This is a genomic window from Roseimicrobium sp. ORNL1 (assembly GCF_011044495.1).
Classification (GTDB): Bacteria; Verrucomicrobiota; Verrucomicrobiia; order Verrucomicrobiales; family Verrucomicrobiaceae; genus Roseimicrobium.
Genome location: NZ_CP049143.1, coordinates 6,803,509 through 6,826,407, shown reverse-complemented (window position 1 = coordinate 6,826,407; position 22,899 = coordinate 6,803,509). Strand labels below are relative to the sequence as shown.

Genomic DNA, 22,899 nt, shown 5'->3' with positions numbered 1-22,899 from the left:
CATTGGCTGACAATGCCCCCCGCACACCTCCCCTCACTGGCGACTTCCAGAAGACCGTGGAAAATGGTTCTTCTACTGCTGGTGGTGGCACTTCACCCCGCCACGGCATCGGCAAACGCGGGTACGCCTCTCATGTGGGCCACCATGTGGCACCTGGTTTTTGGAAATCTGTTCATCGGACTCGCGGAGGGATGGCTGTTGTCCTGGGCGTTTGGGACACGGCGTGGTGCCTCGATGTTAGTCATGATTCTGGCCAACTATCTGTCCGCATGGCTGGGCGTGGGCATTTTGGGAAATTTCCGTGCCCCCGATCCTTTGTCTCTCCCCAGTGCAGTGCAGTGGCTTTGCATCATGGTTGGCAGCACCTATGTGGTGACTCTGGCGCTCGAATGGCCCTTCGTCGCGTGGATGTTCAGAGGCCGGCCGCAGTGGTTTGGGAAGAGCATCCGCGCATCCCTGCTGGTGCAGACGTTTTCGTACGTATTGCTCTTCGCTTACTACGGGTCCGCAGGGCACCTGTCTCTCTACACGCGAACCGAAAGGGTGGATGCGAAAGCCTTTACACTGCCTGAGCAGGTGATGGTGTATTACATATCCTGCGATGACGGCGACATCTACCGCAGACCGCTGTCTCACGGCGAGCCGATCAAGGTGATGGAACTGAATTCCACCTCGGAGCAGGATCACTTGTTCATCCGCAATAACAATGAGCGTCCGGCTGAGTGGGACCTGGTGGCCCGCCTGGAACACTCTCCAACGAACCCGCCCGAATTCGTCACGGTGGCGTCCAACATCAAATCGGGAGTCGCTCCAGGACTCAAAGCCCGGGCAGCCGGCGCCCCGCTGGACGGAAGTATCTGGGACTCCGTGGGAGAGATTGACCGGTTGGGCGATGGCGCGCCCAGTCCATGGACATTCAGGACCGGCTATTGGCCCGCAGCAGGCCTGAGTGGTTCCAACAAGGAAACCGGCAAGCGATGGAGGCTGGCTTTTGAGACGCCCTTCATCAGCCTGGCGGTGCGCAATGCAGTGCAGCTTCCGGGGGACAAGGTGCTCTTCCAACTTGGATGGGAGGAGATCTACGTTTTGGATCCCGCAACCCTGCAACTCGCGTTGCTGTGGAGGGGAAGGAGTCCTGTGGCCACCTTGGGAATCGTCGAAGGAACATCCAGCACTGCAGTAACCGGGCCTGCCTCTGTGAACACAGCCTCACCCAGGTAGCGGTAATGGCAGCGCGCACCAATGGGCCGCTATTCTTTGCCGGGTAGGACCCCCCGTTCAGAAAATCAACGACACGACCCAGGCAAGAAGAAGCACGGCGGCCGTGATCCACCAGATGGGGTTGAGACCCATCTTGCTCGGGGGAGCGCCACCTCCGAACTCGCGCTCCACGAATTCGTCGTAGTTGAACTCATCCTCGTCCGGCAGATCCAGTCCATCGTAAGTGGCGGCATTTTTCTTCCAGCCCGTATTGTGATCGGAACCACACTCCGGACAGGCCAGCGACTTTGGAGGCACGTCTTCTCCGCACACCGGGCATACTTTTGGGGTGCGAGGTCGGCTGTTGAGGTAGGCCATGACGTCTAGATTCGCTGGCTAGTTGCGTGCCGGTGCAGTGTGCGCACGGCCCTGCCGTTCGTCTCTCAGAGTCCGGGACCGTTCTTGCAGGGCAATGAACATGCAACCTGCGATAAGAAGCACTGCGGTGATCTTTACATGGAGTTTTGGCATGACCAGCCCTGCCAGCAGCAAGAGGCCGCAGGCACTGAACCACACAACGCCGAATCCCTGGTGGAAAGTCACAACCTGCCCCAGCAAGAATCCAAGCAGCCCAGCGTGATAAAGCAGGGCTGCCAGCAGCATGATGAGGCCGTCTTCCGATTCCTTCCGGGAACCTTGCGGCGCTTGCGTATCGCTGAGAGATGCGGCGCTCATGGGTGCTGTGTTTCAGTAGACGATTCTCCGATGCAATGAAGCATCGCTACAGCCATCCTACGGGTTGGGAGGCGTTGCAGGCAATCCAATTCATCCCTGACGGCCCTGAACTCACGCCCCCCGCAGCGCATCGCGGATCAGCTTGTCCACCGTCATGCTCTCTGCTCCAGCACCGGCCTTCTTCATCAGGTCCTGCACGGTCTTCTGCGCTTCGGCCTGCTTGAAGCCAAGGGTGATGAGGGCCAGCACGGCATCGGTCTGTACCGCTTGCGTCGGGTCGGGCGCGAGGCTGGCGGTGGAGGATTGGGCGGCTTGCCACGTGCTCACGATGCCGACCTTGTCTTTCAGCTCTAGCACGATGCGCTCGGCAGTCTTCTTACCCACACCGCTGATCTTCGAGAGCGCGGCGATGTCGTTGCGAATGACGTTGTCCTTGAACTGCGGGACCGGCATGCCGCTCAGCACCGCCAGAGCCATCTTCGGTCCGATGCCGCTTACCCGATCGATGAGGAGTTTGAAAAGGTCGCGTTCGTCGCTGGTGGCGAAGCCGAAGAGCGTATGGTCATGCTCGGTGACGTGGTAGTGCGTGAGGAGCTTCACCTCACCCGTCGTTCCCGCCAGCTTGTCATAGGTCGTAAGGGGGATGAAGCAGCGGTAGCCAACACCGTTGCACTCGATGACAAGCTGGTTCGGCAGCGCCTCGACGAGCTGGCCGCGCAGGTGGGAAATCATGCGCGGAGTCAAGCGGTCAACGGCACACAGTCAAGAGGGAGGGAGAAACCTCGGCGCAGCCGGGAAGGTGCGAGAGTCGTTTTGGGGTTGAAGTAGGACAGGGGTGACCCAAGGTACGCGGGTATGAATAGAGTCCTCGTCTGGTTGGTTCTGGGTTGCAGCAGCAGCATGCTGTCACTCGGCGCGGCAGAGCCTGCCAAGACGAAACCGTCTTCCTCCAAGAAGGGTACCTCTGCGAAGACTCCTGCGAAGCCGACACCGAAAGCCACCCCCGCGACTACCACCACGCCGGCCACTGCCTCCGGTTCGTCATCTTCGGCCACCCCTGCACCGACCCCACCTGCGGGTGCTGGTGCCGCCCCTGCCGCCGCCGCCTCACCAAAGACCACTCCGGCAGCGGCGCCCGAGCGCAAATTGGAGCCCTTCCTCCTTCTGCCTATGCCGAAGCTGGTGGGGACCTCAAACGCGAAGGCGGTCGGCGGTTCCGTCACCACGGTCTTCTGCCCAGCCCGCGAAATCTCGCGAGCCCCTTATGTCGAGGTCTATACGGACGCTGAATTCAGCAAGCTCGGCATCAGCGCGGATGCCTTTGAAGAGAAAGCACGTCAGGCGGCAGAGCGGCTCCTCACCATCTATCGTCCGGAGCTGATCAAAGACGCGGCCGGAAAAGTCGCCTACGGGGTCTACCGCGGTGAAAAGGAAATTTTCCCATGCCTGATGATGGCACCCTCTTTGGGCAAGGTGTTTGAGAATGTCTTTGGGAAAGAGGTTATTGTGGCGATGCCGGACCGCAATGCCTTATATATTTTCCCGCCGAATCCCGCCGTGGTGGAGGACTTCGCCGCGGATATGGAAAGCCGTTATGAGCTCAGCTTGAACGCAGCGTCCGACGAGGTATTCGTGATCAAAGGAGAAACGGGCGAAATTCGCGCGTTGGGGAGCTTCTCCAGTCGGTAAAAAGGCGAGAGGAAGGTACGAATCCCAAGGGCCAGTCTTTCAAAACTGCCACAATTGGGCCGTTTTGGCCTGTTTTTACTGGCCAAAAGCAACAATCATTCGCCAACCGTTATGGAGCATGCTATACTATTCGTCTATGGCTACCGTAAGAAAAACACGTTTTTCGCGTCGGGTTCCTGACCATGTGACAGATGAGTTGGTGAATGTTCTGTCGGATGGCAAGGTATATGAGTTCAACGTTCTGTTTGGACTGGTTTATGACAACCTGAAGCTGAAGAACGCGGTAAGCGGCGGAGAAGAAATGCTACGCCTGCGCTCTTATGAGAAACTGCAAAACCTGGTAAGCCGTGGCCTTGTGGAGAAGAAGCTGAAGAGCTACCGCGGCCTGAAGGGAATTGAGCAAGCTTCCAGCGTGCACACTCTGGCTCGCGCCGAAGCTGCTGCTGCTGCTGCTGCTGCTGCCCGCTAAGCCAGGACGCTCCCGTCCCACCTCGCAAAGTTTCAGATTTCATCCTCAACCTTTTAACCGCCGCCCTGGCTATTTGCAGGGCGGCTTTTTTATGGCCCGGTCCCTGCTCCTTGACGTAGGGTGACTTCCGCCTAGTATCCCTCCGACCCATGTTGGAAAATTACGCCCCCGTTCTCATGCAGGCCGCCATCGCTGGTGGCTTTGCTGTCGTCACGCTCCTCCTCAGTGTGATCGCAGGGAAGGCTGCCCGGCGGAACAAGATGAAGGACTCCGCTTATGAATGCGGGATGCTTCCCCTTGGGGAAGCCCAGCCCCGCTTCAGCGTGAAGTTCTACATCGTGGCGATGCTCTTCGTGCTTTTTGATATCGAGGTGGTCTTCCTTTATCCGTGGGCCATCATCTATAAGGATTACATCCTCACCTATGGAGCCTCCATTTTCTGGTGGGCGCTTTCATTTGTCACCATCCTGCTGGTCGCTTTCGGCTACGCGTGGAAGAAAAAGGCGCTCGATTGGACTTCCTAGTGCGACTCTGGAGAGGGAATTATGGTTTGCCAGGTCTCACTCTTCACACTGAAGCCCGACGTCACGCCGGAGCGGCTTGAGGAAATGATGTGGACTACGCGCACGACGTTGCTGCGCATCCGCGAAATCCTTCACCTCAACGTCGGCAAACGCATCCGCGCCGAGGATCCATGGCATTGGTTCGTAAGCCTCGAAGTGGAGAGTCTGGATAAGCTCGCCATCGCCCAGGACGATCCTCACTACTTCAAGTATGTGCGTGATGTGATCGAGTCCAGTGTGGATCAGAGCCAGGTCCTTACCTTCGAGATGGAGCCGCGCAAGGACGTGAAGTACTCCTGAGATAGGAGCACATCATCCTGAAGCTCCCAATATCGACTCGTTCGGAGGCAGATATTTATTTTGCGCCCGCATGAAATCGTCTCCGCTTGACCTTTTTGTAGGGGTCTGGGCAAAATAATGGCGTCGAAATTACCTATACCACCGCCATGAAGACCTGCCTGATGCTCCTGGTCGCAGTCCTGGGTACTGCGTTGATGTCTGTTCCGGCTCGCGCCGCGGACGATACTTATGTCCTCTTTGAGGAAGGAAAGGCCGCGTTTCAAGCGGGCCAATTTGAGATTGCTCGAGAGAAACTGAACAAGGTTGCGGAGCGCAATCCCAATCACGTGCCTACGCAGGCAATGCTCGCCACGATCAAGCAGAAGATTGGCACCGATAACACCAAGCTGCGCACCGCTTATTCCACTGTGATTATCGAAAAGATCGACTTTGCCGATGTGTCACTCGAGGAAGCGGTGGAGGCCCTGCGCATGCTGGCCAAGAAGGCCTCAAATGACAAGGTGGTGCCCAACATCATCATCAAGTCGCCGGAAATTGCGCAAAAGACGGTCTCGCTGAATCTGAGCAAGGTACCGCTGACCGAAGTGCTCAACTACCTTGGTGAAGTGACTGGTGCCAAAGTGACCTATGACACCACGGCGGTGCTGTTCAGCAATCGCGCGAGCGGCTAAGCCACGGATTTCCAGAACCCTGTTGAACCCAGAAATGGCGGGCACTGTGAGGTGCCCGCCATTTGTATTTCAGGGAGAAGAGCAAGAGCCCTCTCGGCGACACGCAGGAAGTAGTTGAGAAGGGCGCTGGTCAGCAGAAGAGATGCAACCTCACATACGCCGCCATGGATGCTCCACCTTCCCCACAGCCGGAAACTCCCAAGCCGGTGGCACTTGTCACTGGTGGGGAAGGGGACTTGGGAAAAGCGGTGGCAGCTTCCCTCGTCACCCAGGGGTACGACGTGCATGCGCCAGGCAGGCGAGATCTGGATGTCTCAGACTCCATGATGATTGCGGAGTGGTTCAGCGCCCATGAGAAAGTCGAACTGGTGGTGCACAGTGCCGGCGTGCTCCGGGATCGACGTTTCCCCAACATGGAAGAGGAGGACTTCGACACCGTGCTGGAGGTGAATCTCAAGGGTGCTTTTCAAGTCTCGCAGGCGGCGCTGAAATCCATGGCCCGCAGACGCAGTGGCCACATCATTTTCATCGGCTCCAACTCCGCGAGGTGGGGCAATGTAGGCCAGGCAAACTATGCCGCCGCCAAGGCTGGTATCATCGGCCTCACGCACTCACTGGCGAAGGAATATGGAGGCAGAAACATCCGTGTGAACTGCATCCTCCCCGGTCTGTTGGAAACGAAGATGACCGCGCACCTGTCCGAGGAAATCAAACAGAGCGTGCGCGAGGCTCATGCCCTGCGGCGCTTCAATACTTGTGAAGCCGTCGCTCGCTTCGTGACCTTTCTCGATCAGCAACTGCCCCACACTTCTGGGCAGGTCTTCCAGCTCGACAGCCGTGTGAATCGGTGGACGTAGGCCCAAATGAACGAAGGTGCATGCCGCCGAGCAGCATGCACCTTCAGAAATTGGGCAATCAACGAGTGGCCGCAAGGCTGCGGCAATGACCTACGCAATGAACTTGATCTGTCCCGGCACCGATCCACGGGCCATGGCAGCGTGCTGCTCGTCTGTGCAGGACGAATTAATCGGAGCGTCCGGAGCGGTGTCGCTTTGAGTCAGCAGGTTGTTTTCGATCATCCACTTCTCCACTTCCTCGCCGCTGATGTCTGCGAGCATGGTGCCGTTCACTTCCACGCAAGGACTGAGGGGCTGGCCGCTCTTCTGTTCCATTTCCCAGCGGAAGGCAGGGTTCTTGATGATGTCCTTCTCCTCGAAAGGCAGGTCGTACTTGCGGAAGATGGCGCGTACGCCTTCGCTCCATCCGCAATAGGTCTTCAGGTAGGCAGTGATCTTGGGCTGGCTCATGACGGAATAAAGAGGTGGAGGGTTCGGAAGGTGTTCTGGCAAAAGGTAGGGGCCGGTGCTGAAAATGCAAGCCGCCATGAGGGGGTCACGGCGGCTGCCCGAATGCAGCGGCTACTTGGATTCGTCCGCCAGATTCCCCTGGATGACGATATCTGCTCCAGCGCCCTCGTTCTTCACGCCGCCAAGGTGGTTGCCACGAGCGGTGTTGTCAGTCACTGAACCAGAGACACCTTCAGCAGCGAGAATGCCGTACCCGGCGTTGGTGGAGATTTCGTTCTGCTCGACCTTGGGCTTGAAGCCGGCCCCGAAGATGAGGATGCCATGGCCGCCGTTGCCCTTGATCTTGTTCCCCGTGATGGTGATGGCAGTACCGGAGGTGCCCGTCGCCAGCAGCCCGTCCAGCTTGCCGCTTTGCACGGTGTTGTTGAGGAATTCGGAACCTGCGGCAGGAGCCTGGGCTTGAATGCCGGCCTGCTGGCTCTCCGTGATGATGCACTCCTGGATTTTTGCCTTGGCACCCTCCATCACGGCGATGCCGATCGTGTTCCCCTGCAATTCAGTGCCGTTGACGTTGATGGTCACGCCCTCGCCGACGCCGGCAATGCCCGGGTCGCCATTCTTGGTGACCTTGGTCTGGTCCTGCACTGTGGCGCTGCCGCCGTCCTTGGCGATCAATCCGGCGAGGCCGTTGTCAGCGAATGTGCACCTGGAAAACACCGGCGCAGTACCGAGGAAACGCACCTCGACACCGCTTTCCCCATTCTTCCGCACTTCTGTTTCGGACATGGAGCCGGACGCGCCGCTTTCGAAGATGGCGCCGTTGGTGGTGTTGTTCCGGATGATGCATTTGGTGAACTGCGACTTGCCCGCGCCCGTCACCAGGAGGCCGTCACCCAACCCAGCCTGAATGGTGCAGCCATCCATCACGATGGTGCTCGCCTTCACCAAGGCCACCGGCCAGTTCACCTTCTCGGTGATCTCTGTGCCGGTGTGCTGGAATACGAAGCCGCTGATGGACCCGCTGCCGCAGTTCTCCACCATGAGGACCGCGCCGGACTTGCCGTCCGTCTGCACGGTCACCTTGCCCGGCACGGCTGCCTTCAGCGTGATGCCGGCCTTGAACTTGAGCTGTTCCTCGTAGATCCCCTCCGGAACGGTCACGGTGTCGCCGGACTTCGCGGCATCAATCATCGCCTGAACGGAAGTGACCTTCGGAGGCGTGGGCGTCGGAGTGGGTGCGGGTCCCGGTCCGGGGGGAGTGGGAGTAGGAGTAGGCGTGGGTGCAGGACCAGGGCCGGGAGGCGTGGGTGGTGGCGTCGGAGTTGGAGCCGGTCCGGGACCGGGCGGAGTTGGAGTGGGGGTGGGATTGTCCAAAAGGGGACTCACCGCGACCTCCTTGCCGAGAAGCTTCTTCAAATAGGGTGTCTTGTTCCATACCCACCAGCCGCCACCGACGAGAGCCAAGACGAAAAATAGAAACACCAATCCCACCGCTACAAGGATACCGCCGCCTTTCTTGGCAGGTTGGGTGGTAGTGTGGTGCTGGGTAGAAGAAGTGGGAGGCTGGACCGGAGTGACACCCGGACCCACCTTGATGTGTCCAGCGCCGATGGGCCGATTTGGCAGGCTCATCTCAGTGAGGCCGGCGCCGGGGCGCACATACGTCTGCGTCGGGCCGTGGCCCGTGGGGAGGTGGGCGGCCGAGTGGCTGAAATTCGTGGGCGATCCGCCTGCAGCGGCCGAGCCACCAGGCACAGCAGGAAGCGGCGGCACTTCTGGCTGGCAGGCCGGAGCCAGGCCCAGGCGCTGCCGGACTGCCAGAGCGCTCGCGGGGCGGTTCTCCGGAGTTTTCTCCAGGCAAGCGAGAATCGTTTGTTCCCATTCCACGGGAATAGGCTCACCGTCGGTGATGCCAAACTCCTCGCGTCGCTCGGTGAGACTCGTCACCGGATCGTGCTGCAGTTGGGAAATGATATTGCCTGTGAAGAAGGGCGGCTTGCCGGTCAGCAGTTCATACAGGGTGCTGCCGAAGGCATAGAGATCATCCGTGACGTGGGGCTTCTTGCCGTCCGCCTGCTGGGGCGACATGTAGGCGAGCGTGCCTGTCGAGTTCCCTATGCCCAGTGTGGCGCGGTTCATCGCGTCCGAAATGCTTCGGGCAATGCCGAAGTCTGTCACGCGGAGGTTGCCCTCACGGTCGATCATCAGGTTCGCCGGTTTAAGGTCCCGGTGAATGACCTTCGCAATGCGGTGTGCGTAGTCGAGCGCATCCAGGAACTGGCCCACCCACATCGCAATCTGGCGGACCTCGAACACCTTGTTTGGCTGGCGGGTGCGCAGGGCGCCCAGGTTCTCGCCATCAATGAACTCCATGCTGATGGCGGCATGGGTTTCATCCACGAGGAAGTCGTAGATTTTGACGATGTTCTGGTGTGCGAGGTTGAGCCCCTTCTTGGTCTCTTCCTTCAGTTCGTCCACCGCCACGTCGTCGTAGCGCACGGCCTCCGGGGCGAACTTCAGGGCCACTTCGCGGCCCAGGCGTTCATCGGTTCCCAGCCACACCACGCCCATGCCCCCGCGCCCCAGCAGCTTTTCCAGCAGGAAACGGTCGAACACCCGGTCGCCCTTTTGATGGCCGCGAAGAGTCGAGCCAAAGTCGATGTCGTCCAGATTGATGGGTTTCTTGGGGTCGGGCATGGAGAGGGCTGGGCCGTGGCGCGGCCCGCGCAATGTGCTTCAATCTGGCCGGGCGGGAAGAAAAAAAATGCGGCATGAGGCGCCTCCCCATGCCGCAGTGGTGAATGGGGTCCGGTTTCAGCCGGTCACCTTCTGCTTGCGCTCGGCCCGGTCGTCACCGCTTCGGCCACCGTCGGCGTGAAGCGGGGAGAGGGTGGCGGAGAGGAGAGCAGCGGCCAGAAGGACAAGGATGGTTTTCATGGGATTCAGCAGTTGGCACCTAACGAGACGGGCCGGAAAATCCGGCCCGCGTCGCGTTATCATCTACTGAATGTTTGTTAGAAGCGGTACGTGACAGACACCCCGCCCCAGAAATCATCAAATCCGCGGTCGAAGTTGCTGCGGTTGTCGCCGATGTCCCAGCCGTAGTTGCCGGAGAGGGCGATGATGAGGTGGTCGCCGATCGAAACCGGGACCTTGATGCCCGTTTCGATGGAGTTCCAGTCGCCACCGACGCCGTTGTAGTCCTGGTCGTAGCTGATGGAGAAGTACGGGTTCACCGCAACCTTGAAGCCGCTGCCTTCATAGACAGGGATCGTGCTGTCGAGGCGGAACTCGAAGAAGTGACCTTCGAGGATCTTCTCTTCTGAGTGGAAGTAGGAGTAGGTGAAGCTCGGGGTGACCCAGGGGCAGGCTACGACCGCAAGGCGGGCCCACAGTTCGCCCTGATAGCCGGTGCCCCAGAAGTCTTCTTCAGGGAAGAAGTACGCATTGTATCCAATGGTGCCGTCCAGCACGCCACCGATGATGGAGGCGGTGTAGTTCACGCCGGCGATGATTTCGCTATAATACTCCGAGCGTTCGGTGGGGGAGAAGCGGGGATCGCTTTCTTCCACCGCGCTGAGGTAGCCAAGGTTGAAGCCGAAGCCCTGATAGGCCGCCGTGAGCTTGGCATACGCGATGGACGATTCGTCGCGACCGCTGAAGCTGCTGGCGCGCACGTTATCGAGGCCCTTGAACATGTACTGGCTGTCCCAGCCAACGGTGAGGGCGACTTCCGGTCCGAAAGAATCTACTATGGGCTCCACCACGGGATTCTTGGTCACCACTTCCTTGGAGGAGTAGCTCGTGCTGGTGCTCGTCGAGTGGCTGCTCGAGGAGGTGTGGCGGGGAGCGCTGGCACTGGTGGTCGAGGTGGTCTTCTGGGTGGAAGCCACAACTGCAGCGGTGGTGTCAGGCGTGGAGGCCTGAGCGGCAGAAATCACGGATGCCTGGGAGGGTGCGCTGCCGGAAATGGCGATCACCGGAGCAGCAGCGGTACCACCGCGGGCCGAGTCGGCCGTGGCGGCGCCCAGAGCGCCAACGCCGTAGCCATAACTGGCACAGGGCAACACTGCGACGAAGGCCGCAGCCATGATACCTTTGAGGTGAAGGTTGATTTTCATGGGGAGGAGTGTGTCGGGGGGTATTTACTTTGGACTGATGAACAAAAGTGTTCAAAAATTTACGCCATCCGTCAAGAGTATTCGGGTTTTGTTTGAACACGTTACACTCTCAGATGTCTGAGGGTGCGCGCACCCGGATTTTTACGCACGTAGGGCACCTTGAAAAGCGTCCCTTTCGACAGGTTCCGATCGGCTGAAGGAGGTGCGGCGCAAGCGTTCTTATCTCACCCTTTTAGCCGATCCTTTGGCGAGGTAGTCCTCACGCGTCTTGTTCGCGGAATTCGCCGCAGGGTAACATTGGAAGCTGATGCCACCTTGGGCATTGCGTTTGAGTTCGACGATCTCGTCGAACGTGTCGTTCTTGTGCTGGGGATCCTCCAGGGGAAGCAGCATGGTAAGGGTCCCCGACGCGTCCACCTTGATGTCCCGGATTTCGCTCTGCTGACGTTCGGGTGTCTTCCCCTCACGGGCCCAGTAGTCCTGGAGGGTGCCTTTGGCAAGGTCCTGATCCAAAATCAGCACGCGCCGGGCGTAGAGCTTTGTCTTCTCCCCCTTGATGTCCACCGTGACCTCGAAGTTGCACTCATACGTGTGTCCACCCCATCCCTCTGAGGCCACTTTCAAGTCATCAGTCCCGGCTCGCTTTGGCACCGGATATTTGGCCGCCAGAGTCATCGGCGCAACGTTTTGAGAGTTGGAGATGAGGCGAATCTGGTAGGTCCCAGTGGGCAGCTCTGCTGTTGCGAGTCCATTCCTCAGCGAAACGGTCTCCACCTCGGGCTTGGAGATGTCGTTCCCCTGAAAACTGGCCCGTTCCTCATCATGATAGTCCACAAACGTGAACTCGGCGTGGTCGTAGTCCGAGTTACCGGGGACCTTGAGTTCCACCTTGCCGCGCTTGAAGACAACGTCGTGATCGTAGGTCGATTCTTTCGGATCGGTGATGAGATGGGATTCCCCGGTGAATCCGAGCGGCGGGGAGATGAGGATGGAGAGCGGATAGTCGGAGACGGACGACAAGTTCAGCACGAACTGGTCGAGCGAATTTTTGGTCAATGCCACGGTGCGCCCATTTGCCCGCACGCGGACGGTCGAGGGGAAGACCCTCCTTGTGAAGACCAGTTCCTTCGGCGGCTTGGGTTTCGGCGGAGCCTCGGGCTTTTTCTCCGCTACCGGCGTTGTGGGTGGTGGTGTTGGCGTCTGAGGTAAAGAGTTCGAGGGCGTCTCCGGAGGCTTCGGAGTTGTCGAGGTCGAAGACGTTTTCGATTCCTGCTTGGGCGGCTCCGGCGGGGTCACGAGCGCCACGGGTGTTGTGGACGGCTCCGTCGGTGTGCTGGGCGTGGGATCCGGCTTGGAACTGCGCCATCCCTGGTAAGCATAGAAACCGACGCCCACCACGGTCCCCAGAATGAGCAGCGACGCCGCGGCAGCGATCCACACGAGCGGCGGGATCCCGGTCGTGGGTTGACCTTTCGCATGAGGTGCAACAGGAGCGGCGGGAGCAGGAGCAGGCGCCGACTTGGGTTTCTTTTCTTTCTCCTTTTCTGCTTTCTTTGCCGGCGGTTGGGGCGGCGCAGGTTTGACCGGAGTGACCTGAGACTTGGGCGGTTCCGGAGGCGCAGCGGGCGTGGGAGGAGCCGTCGGCGGTAGAGGAAGCGCGGTGGAGGCAGCAGCAATAGGGGGCAGTGCCGGAGCAGGGGAAGGAGAAGGGCTACTGGCAGGAGGCTCTGGCGCGGGCACGACTGGCACCGGCGGAGGCTGGACGACCGCAGGTGCTGGTACAGGCACGGGCGGCGCAACCGGTGGGAGCGGAGGTGCTATGGCAGCGGCAGGCGGAAGGGCTTGGGAGACTTCTTCAGTAGCTTTGGGCGGGGAAGTCTTGAGTGGCGAACTGGAGATCGAAGAAACCGATCCCGTCGTTGAGGCCGGAGGCTGCTCCGTCTTTGGCACCGAAGATTTCAGCGCCGTCGCGGAGGAACTGAGAGCGCCTGCGTTGCTGCGGGTGCTGGAGGAATGTGGAACAAGGTTGCTCTTCTCCGCCCGCATCATCTTTTCCAGCAGATGGCTGAGCGTCTCATCATTGGCTGAACCTTCCAGGCAGCTGGCCAGCAGATGGTTCCCTTCGCGCGAGAGATTGGGAATCGGCCGGTAGTTGTTCTTCGACCGGTACATCGCCGAGCGTGGTTCACCTCCGGTGATGAGCCGGTAGATGAGGCCGCCAAAAGCCGCATTCTGGGAGAGGAATTCGTCCGTCGCCGAATTCCGCATGGTCATCATGCCTGTGGCGCCAGGATCATTGTCCTCCATGTGCCCGGGCATGGCCGAGGCGATCTGCCTCAGAGGCACGCAGGTCAGAAATGCCGGCCACTGCTCAAGCTGCAGTGTCACCAGCGTGTAGGCCGGGGCGCCTTCCGCCGGATTGGCCACCAGTGGCGCGAGGTAAATCTGGTTGAGTTGCAGATCATGCCGCCTGTTGCTGCTCTGGCCTTCATCCAAAACGAGGGCGATCTGGCTGAGTATTTGTGCCGCTTCGAGAAAAGGCAGGTTTCCCCGCGCCTGCAACACCTGCACCAGGCGAACGGTGCCCGAGCTGGCGCAGACCGCATACGGATGGTTGTCGTGGATCTGCGTGATGAGCGGCAGATCTCCCGTGAGCCGTGGCGGAATGGTTTGCGCCGCTCCCGCAAGACGTGCTGGCCAGGTGGCCGTGCTGTCGAGACCGTCCTGAAGTTGTACCACCACCAACTCCGTGTCGTTGGTACGATCGAGCGCCACTTTCGCTTCGCCCAGCACACAGTGGCCAAGCGTCTTGAGAAACTGCAGGCGCGGTGCTTTGGGGGATTCGCTTGGGGTCTCGGTCGAGGATGAGATTGATGCCGAAGTGGCGGCAGGGGCTTGTTCAGAAGAAGTGTGACTGGTGCTTGTCTCCGCAGTAACTGCAGTACTTGTCGGGGGCGTGCTGGTGGCGGTGCCCGCGGCCGGAGATTTTCCAGAGTCTTGCGCAACGCTGGCGTGCACCATCAGCCCGCCCATGCCGGGCTTGGCGGCTTCCGCGATGACAGATTCAGTCGCGGCAGAAGGCGCGAGCGCTTGTGGTGATGGCGTGCTTTTGGCTTTATTCTTTTCCAGGTCGTCGACCACTTCGGTCAGCGCAGCCAGCACGGCATCGGCGTTTTGATACCGCTTGTTGGGGTCCTTCTCGAGCAGCTTGGAAAGCAAGGGTCTTACCTCGCGAGGCACCCGCATGGAGAAGAGCTTTTCATAAGACTTGCTGCTCAGCCGCTCCGCCATCACGGTGAGTGCGCTGCCGGGCACTGGTGGCGCACCCTCCAGCAGGTACCAGAGGGTCATGCCCAGCGAAAAGAGATCGCTGCGGTGATCCAGATCCTCTTCGCGAAGCTGTTCCGGACTGGCAAACATGGGCGTGCCGAGCACCTCGCCAGCCATGGTGAGACCGGAGGACTCCTCAGTGTCATCCATCCCCATCTTCACCAGGCCGAAGTCGATGAGCTTCAGCAGAGGCTCACCTTCTGAAGAGGCCAGCATCACATTCGGCGGCTTCAGGTCGCGATGGTAGAAGCTACGCTCGTGCGCATAGGCGAGCGCCTTGCAAATCTGGCGGGCAAAGCCGAGGCACACGATGGGTGGCACCGGGCCCTTGGCATCCTTGGTGTAGTGCTCCAGGTCGCCTCCGGAGCAGAACTCCATGGCATAGTACAGGGAGCCATCCGCCTCGCCGAAGTCCAGCACCTCAGCAATGTGGGGATGCTTGAGTTCATGCGCCGCCTGTGCCTCCCTCAGGAAACGTTCGCGGGCGCGCGGTTCGTTGGCGTAGCGATCATGCAGCACCTTCAGCGCCACGATGCGCTTCAGGAACATGTGCCGAGCCTTGTACGTCTTGCCAAAAGCCCCCCCGCCCAGCAGGCAGTTTTTACCGCTGGAGTCAGTGAGGACTTCGAAGTTCCCGAAACGCATGCCTGGCGCGGCTGACGGTGAAGGTGGCATCTAGGCGAGATGTGAGGGGGCGGCAAGCATCTGCACCGGCATCTGCCAGCAAGGAAAACGCCAGCCCGGAGGCTGGCGTTTCCAGACACAACACATGAATTTTTTAGCGGCCGACTATTGCGAGTAGCTGGAAGGAGGGGTCACCGCCTGGAAGCTCTCCGGAGCCCTGGACGTGCTCGTGGAAGCGGACTTCGTGGTGCGCGTCTGCGTGTGGTAGTGATGCACGTGCACCGGGGGCGGGGGTTCGCTCGCGCAGTTCGCAAGGGCGGCGGCGCAGAGGGCCAGCGTGGCAAGGGTGGCAAGGGTGGCAAGTCTCTTCATGATGATGGCTTGTGGTTTCAGTTGATGGATAAGATACGGGAGAACGGGATCCGATGAATGCGCGAGCCTGGTTACTTGGGCGGCGCAACAGCGGCTTCGGGAGCAAAGCCGGTGCCATCGCCCACGCTGGTCGTGCTGCCACCCTTCGCGGCGCCACGGCGGCCGACGAGGACGTAGTAGCTGGCCAGACCATCAGCACGAGCCATGTGCAGGTACACCATGGCGGTGCCGTTGTACGCAGCGCGGAACTGCACACCGGCCAGCTTGGTGCTGCGACGGTCATCAAGGATCAGGTTGCCCACTTCGTCATAGACATACACGTCCACGTCGAGCGCGCTCTGGTCCGCACCGGCGAGGAACACATAGTCCAGGCCCTTGGTCACGGGGATCAGGAAGCGGATGGCCTGGCCACCGCCGAGCACACCGGAGTGGTCGGTGGGCGCCATGGAGAAGCCCTTGGCGACATAGTTGGTGGCCATGCGGTAGGCCACGTCTTCCGCCTCACGCGGGTCGGCCTTGAGGACCGTGGTAGTGGCGATCAGGAGAGCGCCAGTGATGAGATGCTTGATGCTGTTTTTCATGGATTTGTAGGTTGGCAGAGTAGTGTTGGGTCTTGCCTTTTTATGTTCTCCACAAGCGTGTCGTGACAGCGGAACTTAATTCGACACGATCTTTTCCACGATGGCCTTCGAAGCGTCGAGAAGTTTCTCCACACCTTCCTTCGGGATCGATCCTTCAATCGGAATGTTAACGATTGTATAGATGTTTCCCATCTCGGTGATGATGGTGGCGACCTTCGAGGAATCCTTGATGGCGGGAGGGAGCGACTGCAGATCCTTCTTCATCGCTTCGACCAGGAGCGGCTCGCGCAGATAGTTCGACACGGCGGCGGAGTAGTGCTTCTTCACCACGTATGCGGTGTAGTGCAGGCCCTGCATCCAGCCGGCGCTGATGATGAGCGAGCGGCGGCTGGCGTTGCCCTGTGCACGGAGGGACTTCATGATGTCCGTCTGCAGGAAGCCGAGTTCCATGAAGACCTGGAGCCATTCGCCCTTGTTCGCATGGGCGCGCACGGTTTTCGCGCGGCTCATTTCTTCGTCCTTCACACCAAGCTTCTTCGCAAGGTCTTCGATCTGCTTGGAGCAGTCATTGAGGCCCTGCACGTCGCGCGCCTTGATGGACATCACGCCGTCCGCGATCTTGGTGCCAAGCGCGAGGGCGATGTCGGTCTCATCCGAATATTTCGCCACATCGACGTCGCGGGCTATTTCACCGTAGACCGCTTTCCAGTCTTCATAGGTGAGGTTCAACACCTGATCGAGACCGAGGAACTTGTCATAGGGGCTGGGAAGTCCGATCGGAGCAATCTCAGCTTTGGTGGGGTCGAATCCCGCCTTGTCTTGGGCAGGCAAAAGGGTTGCGGTTGCAGTGGAAAGGAGACAAACCAAAATCGCGGAACGTAGCATCATGGCTGGCGGATCTTGCGGGTTGTTGTAGGATGGGGTGGTACCTTTACAGGCGTGCCGCGGTCTTTCGCAAGTCAATTCCATGAAAACAAGCACAAGCAGAAGGTTTTCCACGATGGGGCAGAGGGCACTATTCATGGCGGGTGCGCTCGGGCTGTTGACCTTGCCATCTTGCTTCCAGGGCGATGAGGAACTGCAACGGCAGCTCATTGAAATGCGCGCTGCGCTCGACTCCAAGGACAAGGCTGTAGAGAAAGTGCAGGCTGAACTCGCCGCACTGCAAAGCAAGTCACAAGGCAGCAGCAACACGAGCTCAAGTTCAAGCGGCGCCAGCAGCGAGGAACTCGCCCGAGCAAAGCAGACCATTGATGATCTCAAGCGTCAGCTTGAATCCGCCAAAGCTGCAGCCGCCGCTGGCAGCGTGTCCACCGGGGGCGCACCTCTTAAGATCGACATGGATGCGATCGCGGACAAGCTGGAGGAAGATCTTACCCGCAAGGCGAAGCAATTGCGTGAATTGGTGCAAAGCCAGATTCCTGCAAGCCGCATCGATGAAATCTCCCTCAAGTCGATCGAGTATCCACCGCAGCTGGTCACGCCATTTAGCTCAGCCATCACCTTCAACGTGGTGGCGGATAATGGCAATCGCCTCCGTCTCCAGTTCCCCGTGAGCGCGGATCTGGGAGGCACTTGGAAGCTTCCCTCGGCAGCAGATGTGCAGACAGCCTACAAGGCAGCGAAGGACAATCCTCAGGGACTCGCAGGAAACACGGCCCCGACCCAGCCGCAGACTCAGGCCCAGACAGGTGGGGTGCCTGTCCAGCAGCCCAATGTAGGAGGTGGCGTTCCGCCCCAGCAGCCCACCGCTGGTCACGGCGGTGGCATGAGGCAGGTGGATGCCAACACGTTTGCGTTTGATTGGGGTGATGGCGCAAGCGCGGCTCCCCGCCAGCAGCAACCTCAAGCGCAGGCTCAGCCCCAACCTCAGCCTCAGGCACCGCAGCCTTCTTCCGGCGGACCGGCGGTGATTTCCAATTTCAATCCTGCCAGCCCCGGTGGCTCCAGTGCACCCGCTGCTCCGGCTCCGGCAGCTCCCAGTGCTCCCGCAGCCGCGCCTTCAGTGCCTGCACCGGTGATGCCAGTGGTGGGTGACCGTGTGATTCGCTTTGATGACTAGCTACTAGCTAGCTGGGATGTGTGGAGTGGCTGGCTGAAATACGCCGGCCGGAGGCCAGCGCTCCCAGGGCTCAGGGGTGGGAGAGAGTGCGTATCCTCAGCGGTGACTACAGAGGGTATCACTTTTCATCATTCTCTTTCACATCATTGTTTTCGGCTGGCGTCAAACCTGGACCTGACGCCCACACCCAGTCAAGATCACGGGTGCCGCCAGAACCCTGGCCTCCATCATCGATCCCGTTAGGACCGATGGAATAGATGAGGAAGCCCCCGGATTCTTTTTTCAGATATCGCATAGGCCCACCGAACATGGGATCTACCGGAATTTCTTTCACGAACTCAGGCACCAGTCTTTCCAGTGATTCTGGAAGCTGACCGTGCTTGAGCCGGTATCGCCCCACAGCACACCAAATCACGGCGGCGTTCGAAAGAGCCTGCACACGCATGGCTCGTTCAAACATCTTCGGGGTGACCCCTTCCGCGACGGCCAGGACGCTGTCAAAGGAAAGCCAATGGGCATGCTCATCGAAATGCTGGCCGCGATTGCGGAGAGCCTCAAGGCCGCCAGGCAGGATGTATTGGAGGTCACGAGATGTGTATTGCATCCACAACTTCCGTGACTCGCCATAGTGCTGCGCCAGCTCACCTAGTTTCCAACCCGATGGACGGCTGAGGATTAGTGTGGCCTGCAATTCCTTCAGCTGGTCGGATTCGCCTGACAGCATGGAGCCGAAGTCGCCATCTAGTAGAGGTGCCAATTCGTCCACATGGATTTTTAGAAGCATATCCGCACCGAGAGCTTGTTCTTTCTTGAGAGATTGCACGAGATCCGAAATCGCTTGAGTCGATGCAAGCTCCTGAATCATGGCGAGGTCTTTCTCGTTCCATGTAACGGCGTCTGCCGTGCGTTGCATCGTATCGAGCACGACGGTTCTCATGGCGTTGGCGACAAGGAAAGACAATAGGGACAGCTGAGTGTCACTAAGGTGTCGGGATAGCAAAAAGCCCGTAGTCAGATCGTGGATATATTGATCTGTGTCGTCACAGGTTGCGTGAGCGATGAGCCGTGCCTTCAGCAACGGATGGAGCCCGAGGATTTCAGTATGGTGGGGACTTTTCATTCGTGCTCCCTCCTCATAGTCCAGCGGCCACCGGCACCGTGGCCGTCGCACAGCGGTGCCGAGATCATTCCAGATGGGGTTGTACTGAGCCAATCGCAACTGGAGTTCCTGGCCTGCGTTGGAGGGCAGCGAATGCTCCAGTGCTGGAGCCTCACTCTTGGAAGACTCCGCTTCAGATCCCTTCACGAACTCCAACCATTCGCGGGCATAGGTGTTGTCTCCACGAACTACCCACCCCCTGGGAACACCTATCAACTCGCCGTCAGAATCTCGCCTATAGGAGGACTTCAGAGTTATTTTTGCCAAACGTGCGGATGACTTGCTCTCAAATAGTTCCCAAAAAATTTGCGCCCTAGCCACATTTTCGTCATCCGGCACCGCTTCCGGTATCACATCTTCCAACGTGATCGGTTCACCTGCGGCTCTGGCTTTGGCACAGAAATCTTCCCACATGCGCAGCCCTCGCATGTGGAAGGTCAACACCATCAAGCTGAGAGCTGTGACCAATAGTCCAACTGCTATCAGGAGCCTTTTCTGCCACTTCATGCATGACGCTACCAGTTCGCGTTTGAGCGTCATGCGAAAATCTTGCTTCCTCTGCCAACGGCTATGGATGACTCCACGGCGTGGGGAAAGCGAGCACTGCTTATTCGCCCGGCGTCAGGCCGACGATGATGTCGCACTTCGCTTCCAGTTCGCCCGCCTTTGCGCCGGCCTTGGGTGAAAAGGCGACGGTGACCGAGTCGCGAACGGCGCCCTGGGGAAGTTTCTTCCAGATGCCATCGCGGTCATTCTGCGCGATGCCCTTCACGTAGATCTGGGTGGTGAGCAGTTCCTTGTCACGCAGCTTCACCTTCATGTGAATGTGCGGTGTGCGGCCGGGATAGGGCACGGGCTTGATGGTGCGGAAGAGATAGCCGCCCGTGCTGTCTGTCTCGAACTTGCCGAAGCCCTGGAAGTTACCGTCGCGTTTTTCCACGTTGCCTCCACTGCGGCTGTGCAGGTACACGCCATTGGCATCGCACTGCCAGATTTCCACCACGGCGTTCTTCAGCGGATTGCCCTTCGGATCCAATACGCGACCGCTGAGATAGGTGACTTCTCCCACAGCAGGAGAGGTGCTGTCTTTGATGACGATGAGATCGTTATCCTGATCGAGCGGCAGCTTGTCAGGATAGAAGGGGCCTTCGGTGGCGCGAGGCGTCAGCGTCAGTGCCTCGGCGAACGCGCCCGGCACCCAGAGGCCGGCGGCGCTGAGAGCCAGTCCGCGCAGGAGGTGACGACGTGAAGCAGCCGAGGTGCACAGGGAGGAGAATTTCATGAGCTTTGGGGTGGTGATGGAACTTCCTCATGAAACCTCGCCTTGGGGCTCTAGTTGCATGACACCACGCTTCAGACGCAGATAGCCGCTGGTCCGAAGTCTTCGAAATAATCTCCGCTCCTTGCGCTAGGCGCCAGGTGACAGAGGCTGCAGCACGATGCCGGGGCAATCACCACATTCCTTGGCGGCATCGCTGTATTGCGTGAGGCAGCGGGGGCACCACTGGGTGCATCCCTCCTGCGCCGGGGGAGGTGAATCCAGAAGTGCAGGATCGGTTTCCTCGATTACCGCAAGGAAGGTGCGCAGCGCCTCCACTTCCGGGCCGTTCCAAGGGCGTGAGGGAAAGTTGCCCATGGGCCAGCGAGCTTCCCGCAGGCAACGCTTCGCGTACGCAAGGAACTCAGCGTCGTCTTTCCCATGCCATGCCAGCAACGCCGCAAGAGGGTGTGCCTCCGGTGACAATTGAGCGCATACCCAGGACCCCGCGCGGATGGAGGTGCCGGGAAGCATGGCGGAGCCCATGATGTGGGTGAAGGCATCCTTCTTCAGCGCTTCATGACGCCGCATTTTGCAAAACAGCATAACTGCCTGCGTGACCATGAAAAGAAACAGCAGGCCTACCGCCACCAACGTGGGCAAGTGATCGCCGTACCGCCAGTAGGTATACGGCACAACGAGAAACGTCCACACGAGGATGATGCCGCCTTGGAGGCGCAGTCGCTTTGAAAGCTGATGCAGCGTTTCTGCTGCTTCGGTGAGTGCAGTCACATCGAGCATCGCCACGGCCTTTTCACGAAAGGACGCTTCCCTTTCTGTCTGGGACTGTGTTGTCCATGCGGTCACCAGTTTGGCCCATGCAGAGGCGCTGGTGGCATGGATGCACCGCACGTGGTGGCCTGGTGCGAGGTGCAGCGTGGCGCCTTCCGCGTGAACCTTCACCTTGTCCCAGGGAAGGTGGTTTGCCGGGCCTCTCTCATCTTCCCAAAAGCACAGGCCATGTTCGTGCGGAACACACGGCCACGCCGCAGCCACTACGTGGGCACCCATTCCGCGGACTTCAGACATGCCGCCACCCTTCCTGCCGAAGAGCGACCACGGGCGCCTGCCATGCCAGGCGCCCGTGATGCTGCGCTGGAAAAGCCACGCGCGCGAAGGCACCCACCACAGGCTTTCATACACCAGGAAGGCGAGCAGGACGACGATGACGAGTTGTCCATCCGTCATGGCCGCAGTTCACCTCCTGCTGCTTGATGACATACGTCGACGCACAAAGGCAGCCCGGAGTGGGGCTGCCTTGGTGATGAGTTCGGGTGGCGAATCGTGAATGTCACGCCGTCGTACTACTGATTGAAGGGCGATTGATCGCGACGGCCAAAGATCTTGCCGAAGAATTTGCCGATGCCGGCCACCAGCACGGCAATGCCTGCGAAGACTGCCTTGCCGCCCTTCGCGAGGACGGCGAAAAGCTTGCCAAAGAGGCCCAGCTTCGACGCTGCCAGCGCACCACCGCCGACCACCAGGCCAGTGAGTCCATAGGTGGCCAGTTTGTCGCCCTGGCGGTATTCCGCGTAGGTATCGCCCTTCACAAAGCGGTAGCCGGTGAGGGTTTTTTGATAGCCGGGGAGCACGGCTTCCATTTGCTCAGGATCTACCAGGAGCGTGGCGGTCATCACGCCTTTGCGTCCCAGAAGCTTGGTGTGGTAGTTCACAAATTCACCCGATTCGCCTTCGGTCGTGAAGCGGAGAGCCCACTCGAGGTTGTTGGTGCTTTCGTTGTACTTGGGAGGCATGGCGAATCCAACCGTATGGTAGGCCGGAAGGCCTGCCTTCTTGCGCGCTTCGTTTGAGTCCGGTTCGCTGTCCTTGATCACCTTGAGCAATGCGTCCCCATCCAGCTCATTCTTGTCATCGTCCTTCACATAGCCCGTGTTCTCGAATTCAAACACCACAGACCAGCCGGTTTCATTGTGAATGAGCAGGCCATCCTCGGTGCCATCCGGGAGATTTCCCCAGAGCTTCAGCATTTCCTGGGTGCCTTTCGCGGGGAAGAAGGTGAAACCCTCGGGAATGTCGATTTCCGCCCTGTAACCAATTTTACCCACGCCCTCGGTAATGCCGCCAAGCTTTTTGAAAAGGGCAGCTTCAGCGTTCTTTTTGCTATCGCCATCGGACGCACCTTGGGAGGGGGTGGGTGCAGGCGCAGGAGTCTGGGCTGTGACAAGAGGGGCTGCTGCGGTGAGGCCCAGCGCCAGAAGGAACGCGGGAAGATAAGTTTTCATAACGGTACGAATAAGGGAATGCGGCACGGGCGGGGGTGGCCGCACATTATGATCCGGAGATTGCGTTTGGCGAATGAAGAATGGTGGACGCTACCCGGTCCGAGGCATCACCCGAAATTGCCTGGCCGGCAGGGTGCCTTTCGCCCCGGCTGAAG

The 22,899-nt window shown here is 59.5% G+C and carries 23 protein-coding genes; 8 read left to right on the top strand and 15 right to left on the bottom strand.

Annotated features, from left to right (window positions below):
* The first annotated feature begins 63 nt into the window (after positions 1 to 63).
* Entirely contained in the window at positions 64 to 1,221 is a 1,158-nt protein-coding gene (locus tag G5S37_RS27420) for a hypothetical protein (RefSeq protein ID WP_165208685.1), read from the top strand.
* Between the two features lie 57 nt (positions 1,222 to 1,278).
* On the opposite strand, the gene G5S37_RS27415 is transcribed toward G5S37_RS27420, so the two are convergent.
* The 3 genes from G5S37_RS27415 to ruvA form a co-directional block, all read right to left on the bottom strand.
* On the bottom strand, positions 1,279 to 1,578 hold the full coding sequence (locus G5S37_RS27415) for a hypothetical protein (RefSeq protein ID WP_165208683.1): 300 nt from the start codon (positions 1,576 to 1,578) through the stop codon (positions 1,279 to 1,281).
* Positions 1,579 to 1,596: 18 nt separating this feature from the next.
* A complete protein-coding gene (locus G5S37_RS27410) occupies positions 1,597 to 1,935 on the bottom strand; it encodes a hypothetical protein (protein ID WP_165208681.1) in 339 nt (112 codons plus the stop codon).
* Positions 1,936 to 2,046: 111 nt separating this feature from the next.
* Positions 2,047 to 2,667 (bottom strand): Holliday junction branch migration protein RuvA, encoded by a 621-nt coding sequence (ruvA, locus tag G5S37_RS27405; protein ID WP_165208679.1) that lies wholly within the window; start codon positions 2,665 to 2,667, stop codon positions 2,047 to 2,049.
* Between the two features lie 123 nt (positions 2,668 to 2,790).
* On the opposite strand from ruvA, the gene G5S37_RS27400 reads away from it, so the two are divergent.
* From G5S37_RS27400 to G5S37_RS27375, 6 genes are all read left to right on the top strand, one after another.
* Positions 2,791 to 3,624, top strand: coding sequence for a hypothetical protein (locus tag G5S37_RS27400; RefSeq protein WP_165208677.1), 834 nt, complete (start codon positions 2,791 to 2,793; stop codon positions 3,622 to 3,624).
* Between the two features lie 118 nt (positions 3,625 to 3,742).
* Positions 3,743 to 4,093 carry a hypothetical protein gene (locus G5S37_RS27395; RefSeq protein WP_240914727.1) on the top strand — a complete coding sequence of 117 codons (351 nt, stop codon included), beginning with the start codon at positions 3,743 to 3,745 and terminating at the stop codon, positions 4,091 to 4,093.
* A gap of 149 nt (positions 4,094 to 4,242) precedes the next feature.
* Positions 4,243 to 4,617, top strand: coding sequence for an NADH-quinone oxidoreductase subunit A (locus tag G5S37_RS27390; protein ID WP_165208675.1), 375 nt, complete (start codon positions 4,243 to 4,245; stop codon positions 4,615 to 4,617).
* 21 nt (positions 4,618 to 4,638) lie between these two features.
* Positions 4,639 to 4,956: a Dabb family protein gene (locus tag G5S37_RS27385; RefSeq protein ID WP_165208673.1), complete on the top strand. Its 318-nt coding sequence runs from the start codon at positions 4,639 to 4,641 to the stop codon at positions 4,954 to 4,956.
* Positions 4,957 to 5,102: 146 nt separating this feature from the next.
* A complete protein-coding gene (locus tag G5S37_RS27380) occupies positions 5,103 to 5,627 on the top strand; it encodes a hypothetical protein (RefSeq protein ID WP_165208671.1) in 525 nt (174 codons plus the stop codon).
* Between the two features lie 164 nt (positions 5,628 to 5,791).
* Positions 5,792 to 6,484, top strand: a complete 693-nt coding sequence (locus G5S37_RS27375) for an SDR family NAD(P)-dependent oxidoreductase (RefSeq protein ID WP_165208661.1) — start codon at positions 5,792 to 5,794, stop codon at positions 6,482 to 6,484.
* Between the two features lie 90 nt (positions 6,485 to 6,574).
* On the opposite strand, the gene G5S37_RS27370 is transcribed toward G5S37_RS27375, so the two are convergent.
* The 8 genes from G5S37_RS27370 to G5S37_RS27340 all read right to left on the bottom strand — a co-directional run bounded on the left by G5S37_RS27370 (position 6,575) and on the right by G5S37_RS27340 (position 16,793).
* The gene (locus G5S37_RS27370) at positions 6,575 to 6,934 is read right to left on the bottom strand and encodes a glutaredoxin (protein ID WP_165208659.1); all 360 of its coding nucleotides are present in this window, start codon (positions 6,932 to 6,934) and stop codon (positions 6,575 to 6,577) included.
* A gap of 111 nt (positions 6,935 to 7,045) precedes the next feature.
* Positions 7,046 to 9,631 carry a right-handed parallel beta-helix repeat-containing protein gene (locus tag G5S37_RS27365; protein WP_165208657.1) on the bottom strand — a complete coding sequence of 862 codons (2,586 nt, stop codon included), beginning with the start codon at positions 9,629 to 9,631 and terminating at the stop codon, positions 7,046 to 7,048.
* Between the two features lie 117 nt (positions 9,632 to 9,748).
* Complete coding sequence (locus G5S37_RS32780) at positions 9,749 to 9,871, bottom strand: hypothetical protein (RefSeq protein ID WP_276617000.1); 123 nt, start codon at positions 9,869 to 9,871, stop codon at positions 9,749 to 9,751.
* A gap of 77 nt (positions 9,872 to 9,948) precedes the next feature.
* Entirely contained in the window at positions 9,949 to 11,055 is a 1,107-nt protein-coding gene (locus tag G5S37_RS27360) for a hypothetical protein (protein ID WP_165208647.1), read from the bottom strand.
* Between the two features lie 219 nt (positions 11,056 to 11,274).
* A complete protein-coding gene (locus G5S37_RS27355; RefSeq protein WP_206026170.1) occupies positions 11,275 to 15,060 on the bottom strand; it encodes a serine/threonine-protein kinase in 3,786 nt (1,261 codons plus the stop codon).
* A 114-nt stretch (positions 15,061 to 15,174) separates the two neighbouring features.
* Positions 15,175 to 15,381 (bottom strand): hypothetical protein, encoded by a 207-nt coding sequence (locus G5S37_RS27350; RefSeq protein ID WP_165208633.1) that lies wholly within the window; start codon positions 15,379 to 15,381, stop codon positions 15,175 to 15,177.
* 71 nt (positions 15,382 to 15,452) lie between these two features.
* Complete coding sequence (locus G5S37_RS27345) at positions 15,453 to 15,962, bottom strand: hypothetical protein (protein WP_165208631.1); 510 nt, start codon at positions 15,960 to 15,962, stop codon at positions 15,453 to 15,455.
* Between the two features lie 75 nt (positions 15,963 to 16,037).
* A complete protein-coding gene (locus G5S37_RS27340) occupies positions 16,038 to 16,793 on the bottom strand; it encodes a hypothetical protein (protein WP_165208629.1) in 756 nt (251 codons plus the stop codon).
* 217 nt (positions 16,794 to 17,010) lie between these two features.
* On the opposite strand from G5S37_RS27340, the gene G5S37_RS32435 reads away from it, so the two are divergent.
* A complete protein-coding gene (locus G5S37_RS32435; protein WP_206026169.1) occupies positions 17,011 to 18,024 on the top strand; it encodes a hypothetical protein in 1,014 nt (337 codons plus the stop codon).
* Positions 18,025 to 18,142: 118 nt separating this feature from the next.
* On the opposite strand, the gene G5S37_RS27330 is transcribed toward G5S37_RS32435, so the two are convergent.
* From G5S37_RS27330 to G5S37_RS27315, 4 genes are all read right to left on the bottom strand, one after another.
* Positions 18,143 to 19,723, bottom strand: a complete 1,581-nt coding sequence (locus tag G5S37_RS27330; protein WP_165208627.1) for a hypothetical protein — start codon at positions 19,721 to 19,723, stop codon at positions 18,143 to 18,145.
* Between the two features lie 67 nt (positions 19,724 to 19,790).
* On the bottom strand, positions 19,791 to 20,465 hold the full coding sequence (locus G5S37_RS27325; RefSeq protein WP_165208625.1) for a protocatechuate 3,4-dioxygenase: 675 nt from the start codon (positions 20,463 to 20,465) through the stop codon (positions 19,791 to 19,793).
* A gap of 126 nt (positions 20,466 to 20,591) precedes the next feature.
* Positions 20,592 to 21,689, bottom strand: a complete 1,098-nt coding sequence (locus G5S37_RS27320) for a hypothetical protein (protein WP_165208623.1) — start codon at positions 21,687 to 21,689, stop codon at positions 20,592 to 20,594.
* 116 nt (positions 21,690 to 21,805) lie between these two features.
* Positions 21,806 to 22,744 carry a DUF2167 domain-containing protein gene (locus tag G5S37_RS27315; RefSeq protein ID WP_165208621.1) on the bottom strand — a complete coding sequence of 313 codons (939 nt, stop codon included), beginning with the start codon at positions 22,742 to 22,744 and terminating at the stop codon, positions 21,806 to 21,808.
* Between the last annotated feature and the right edge of the window lie 155 nt (positions 22,745 to 22,899).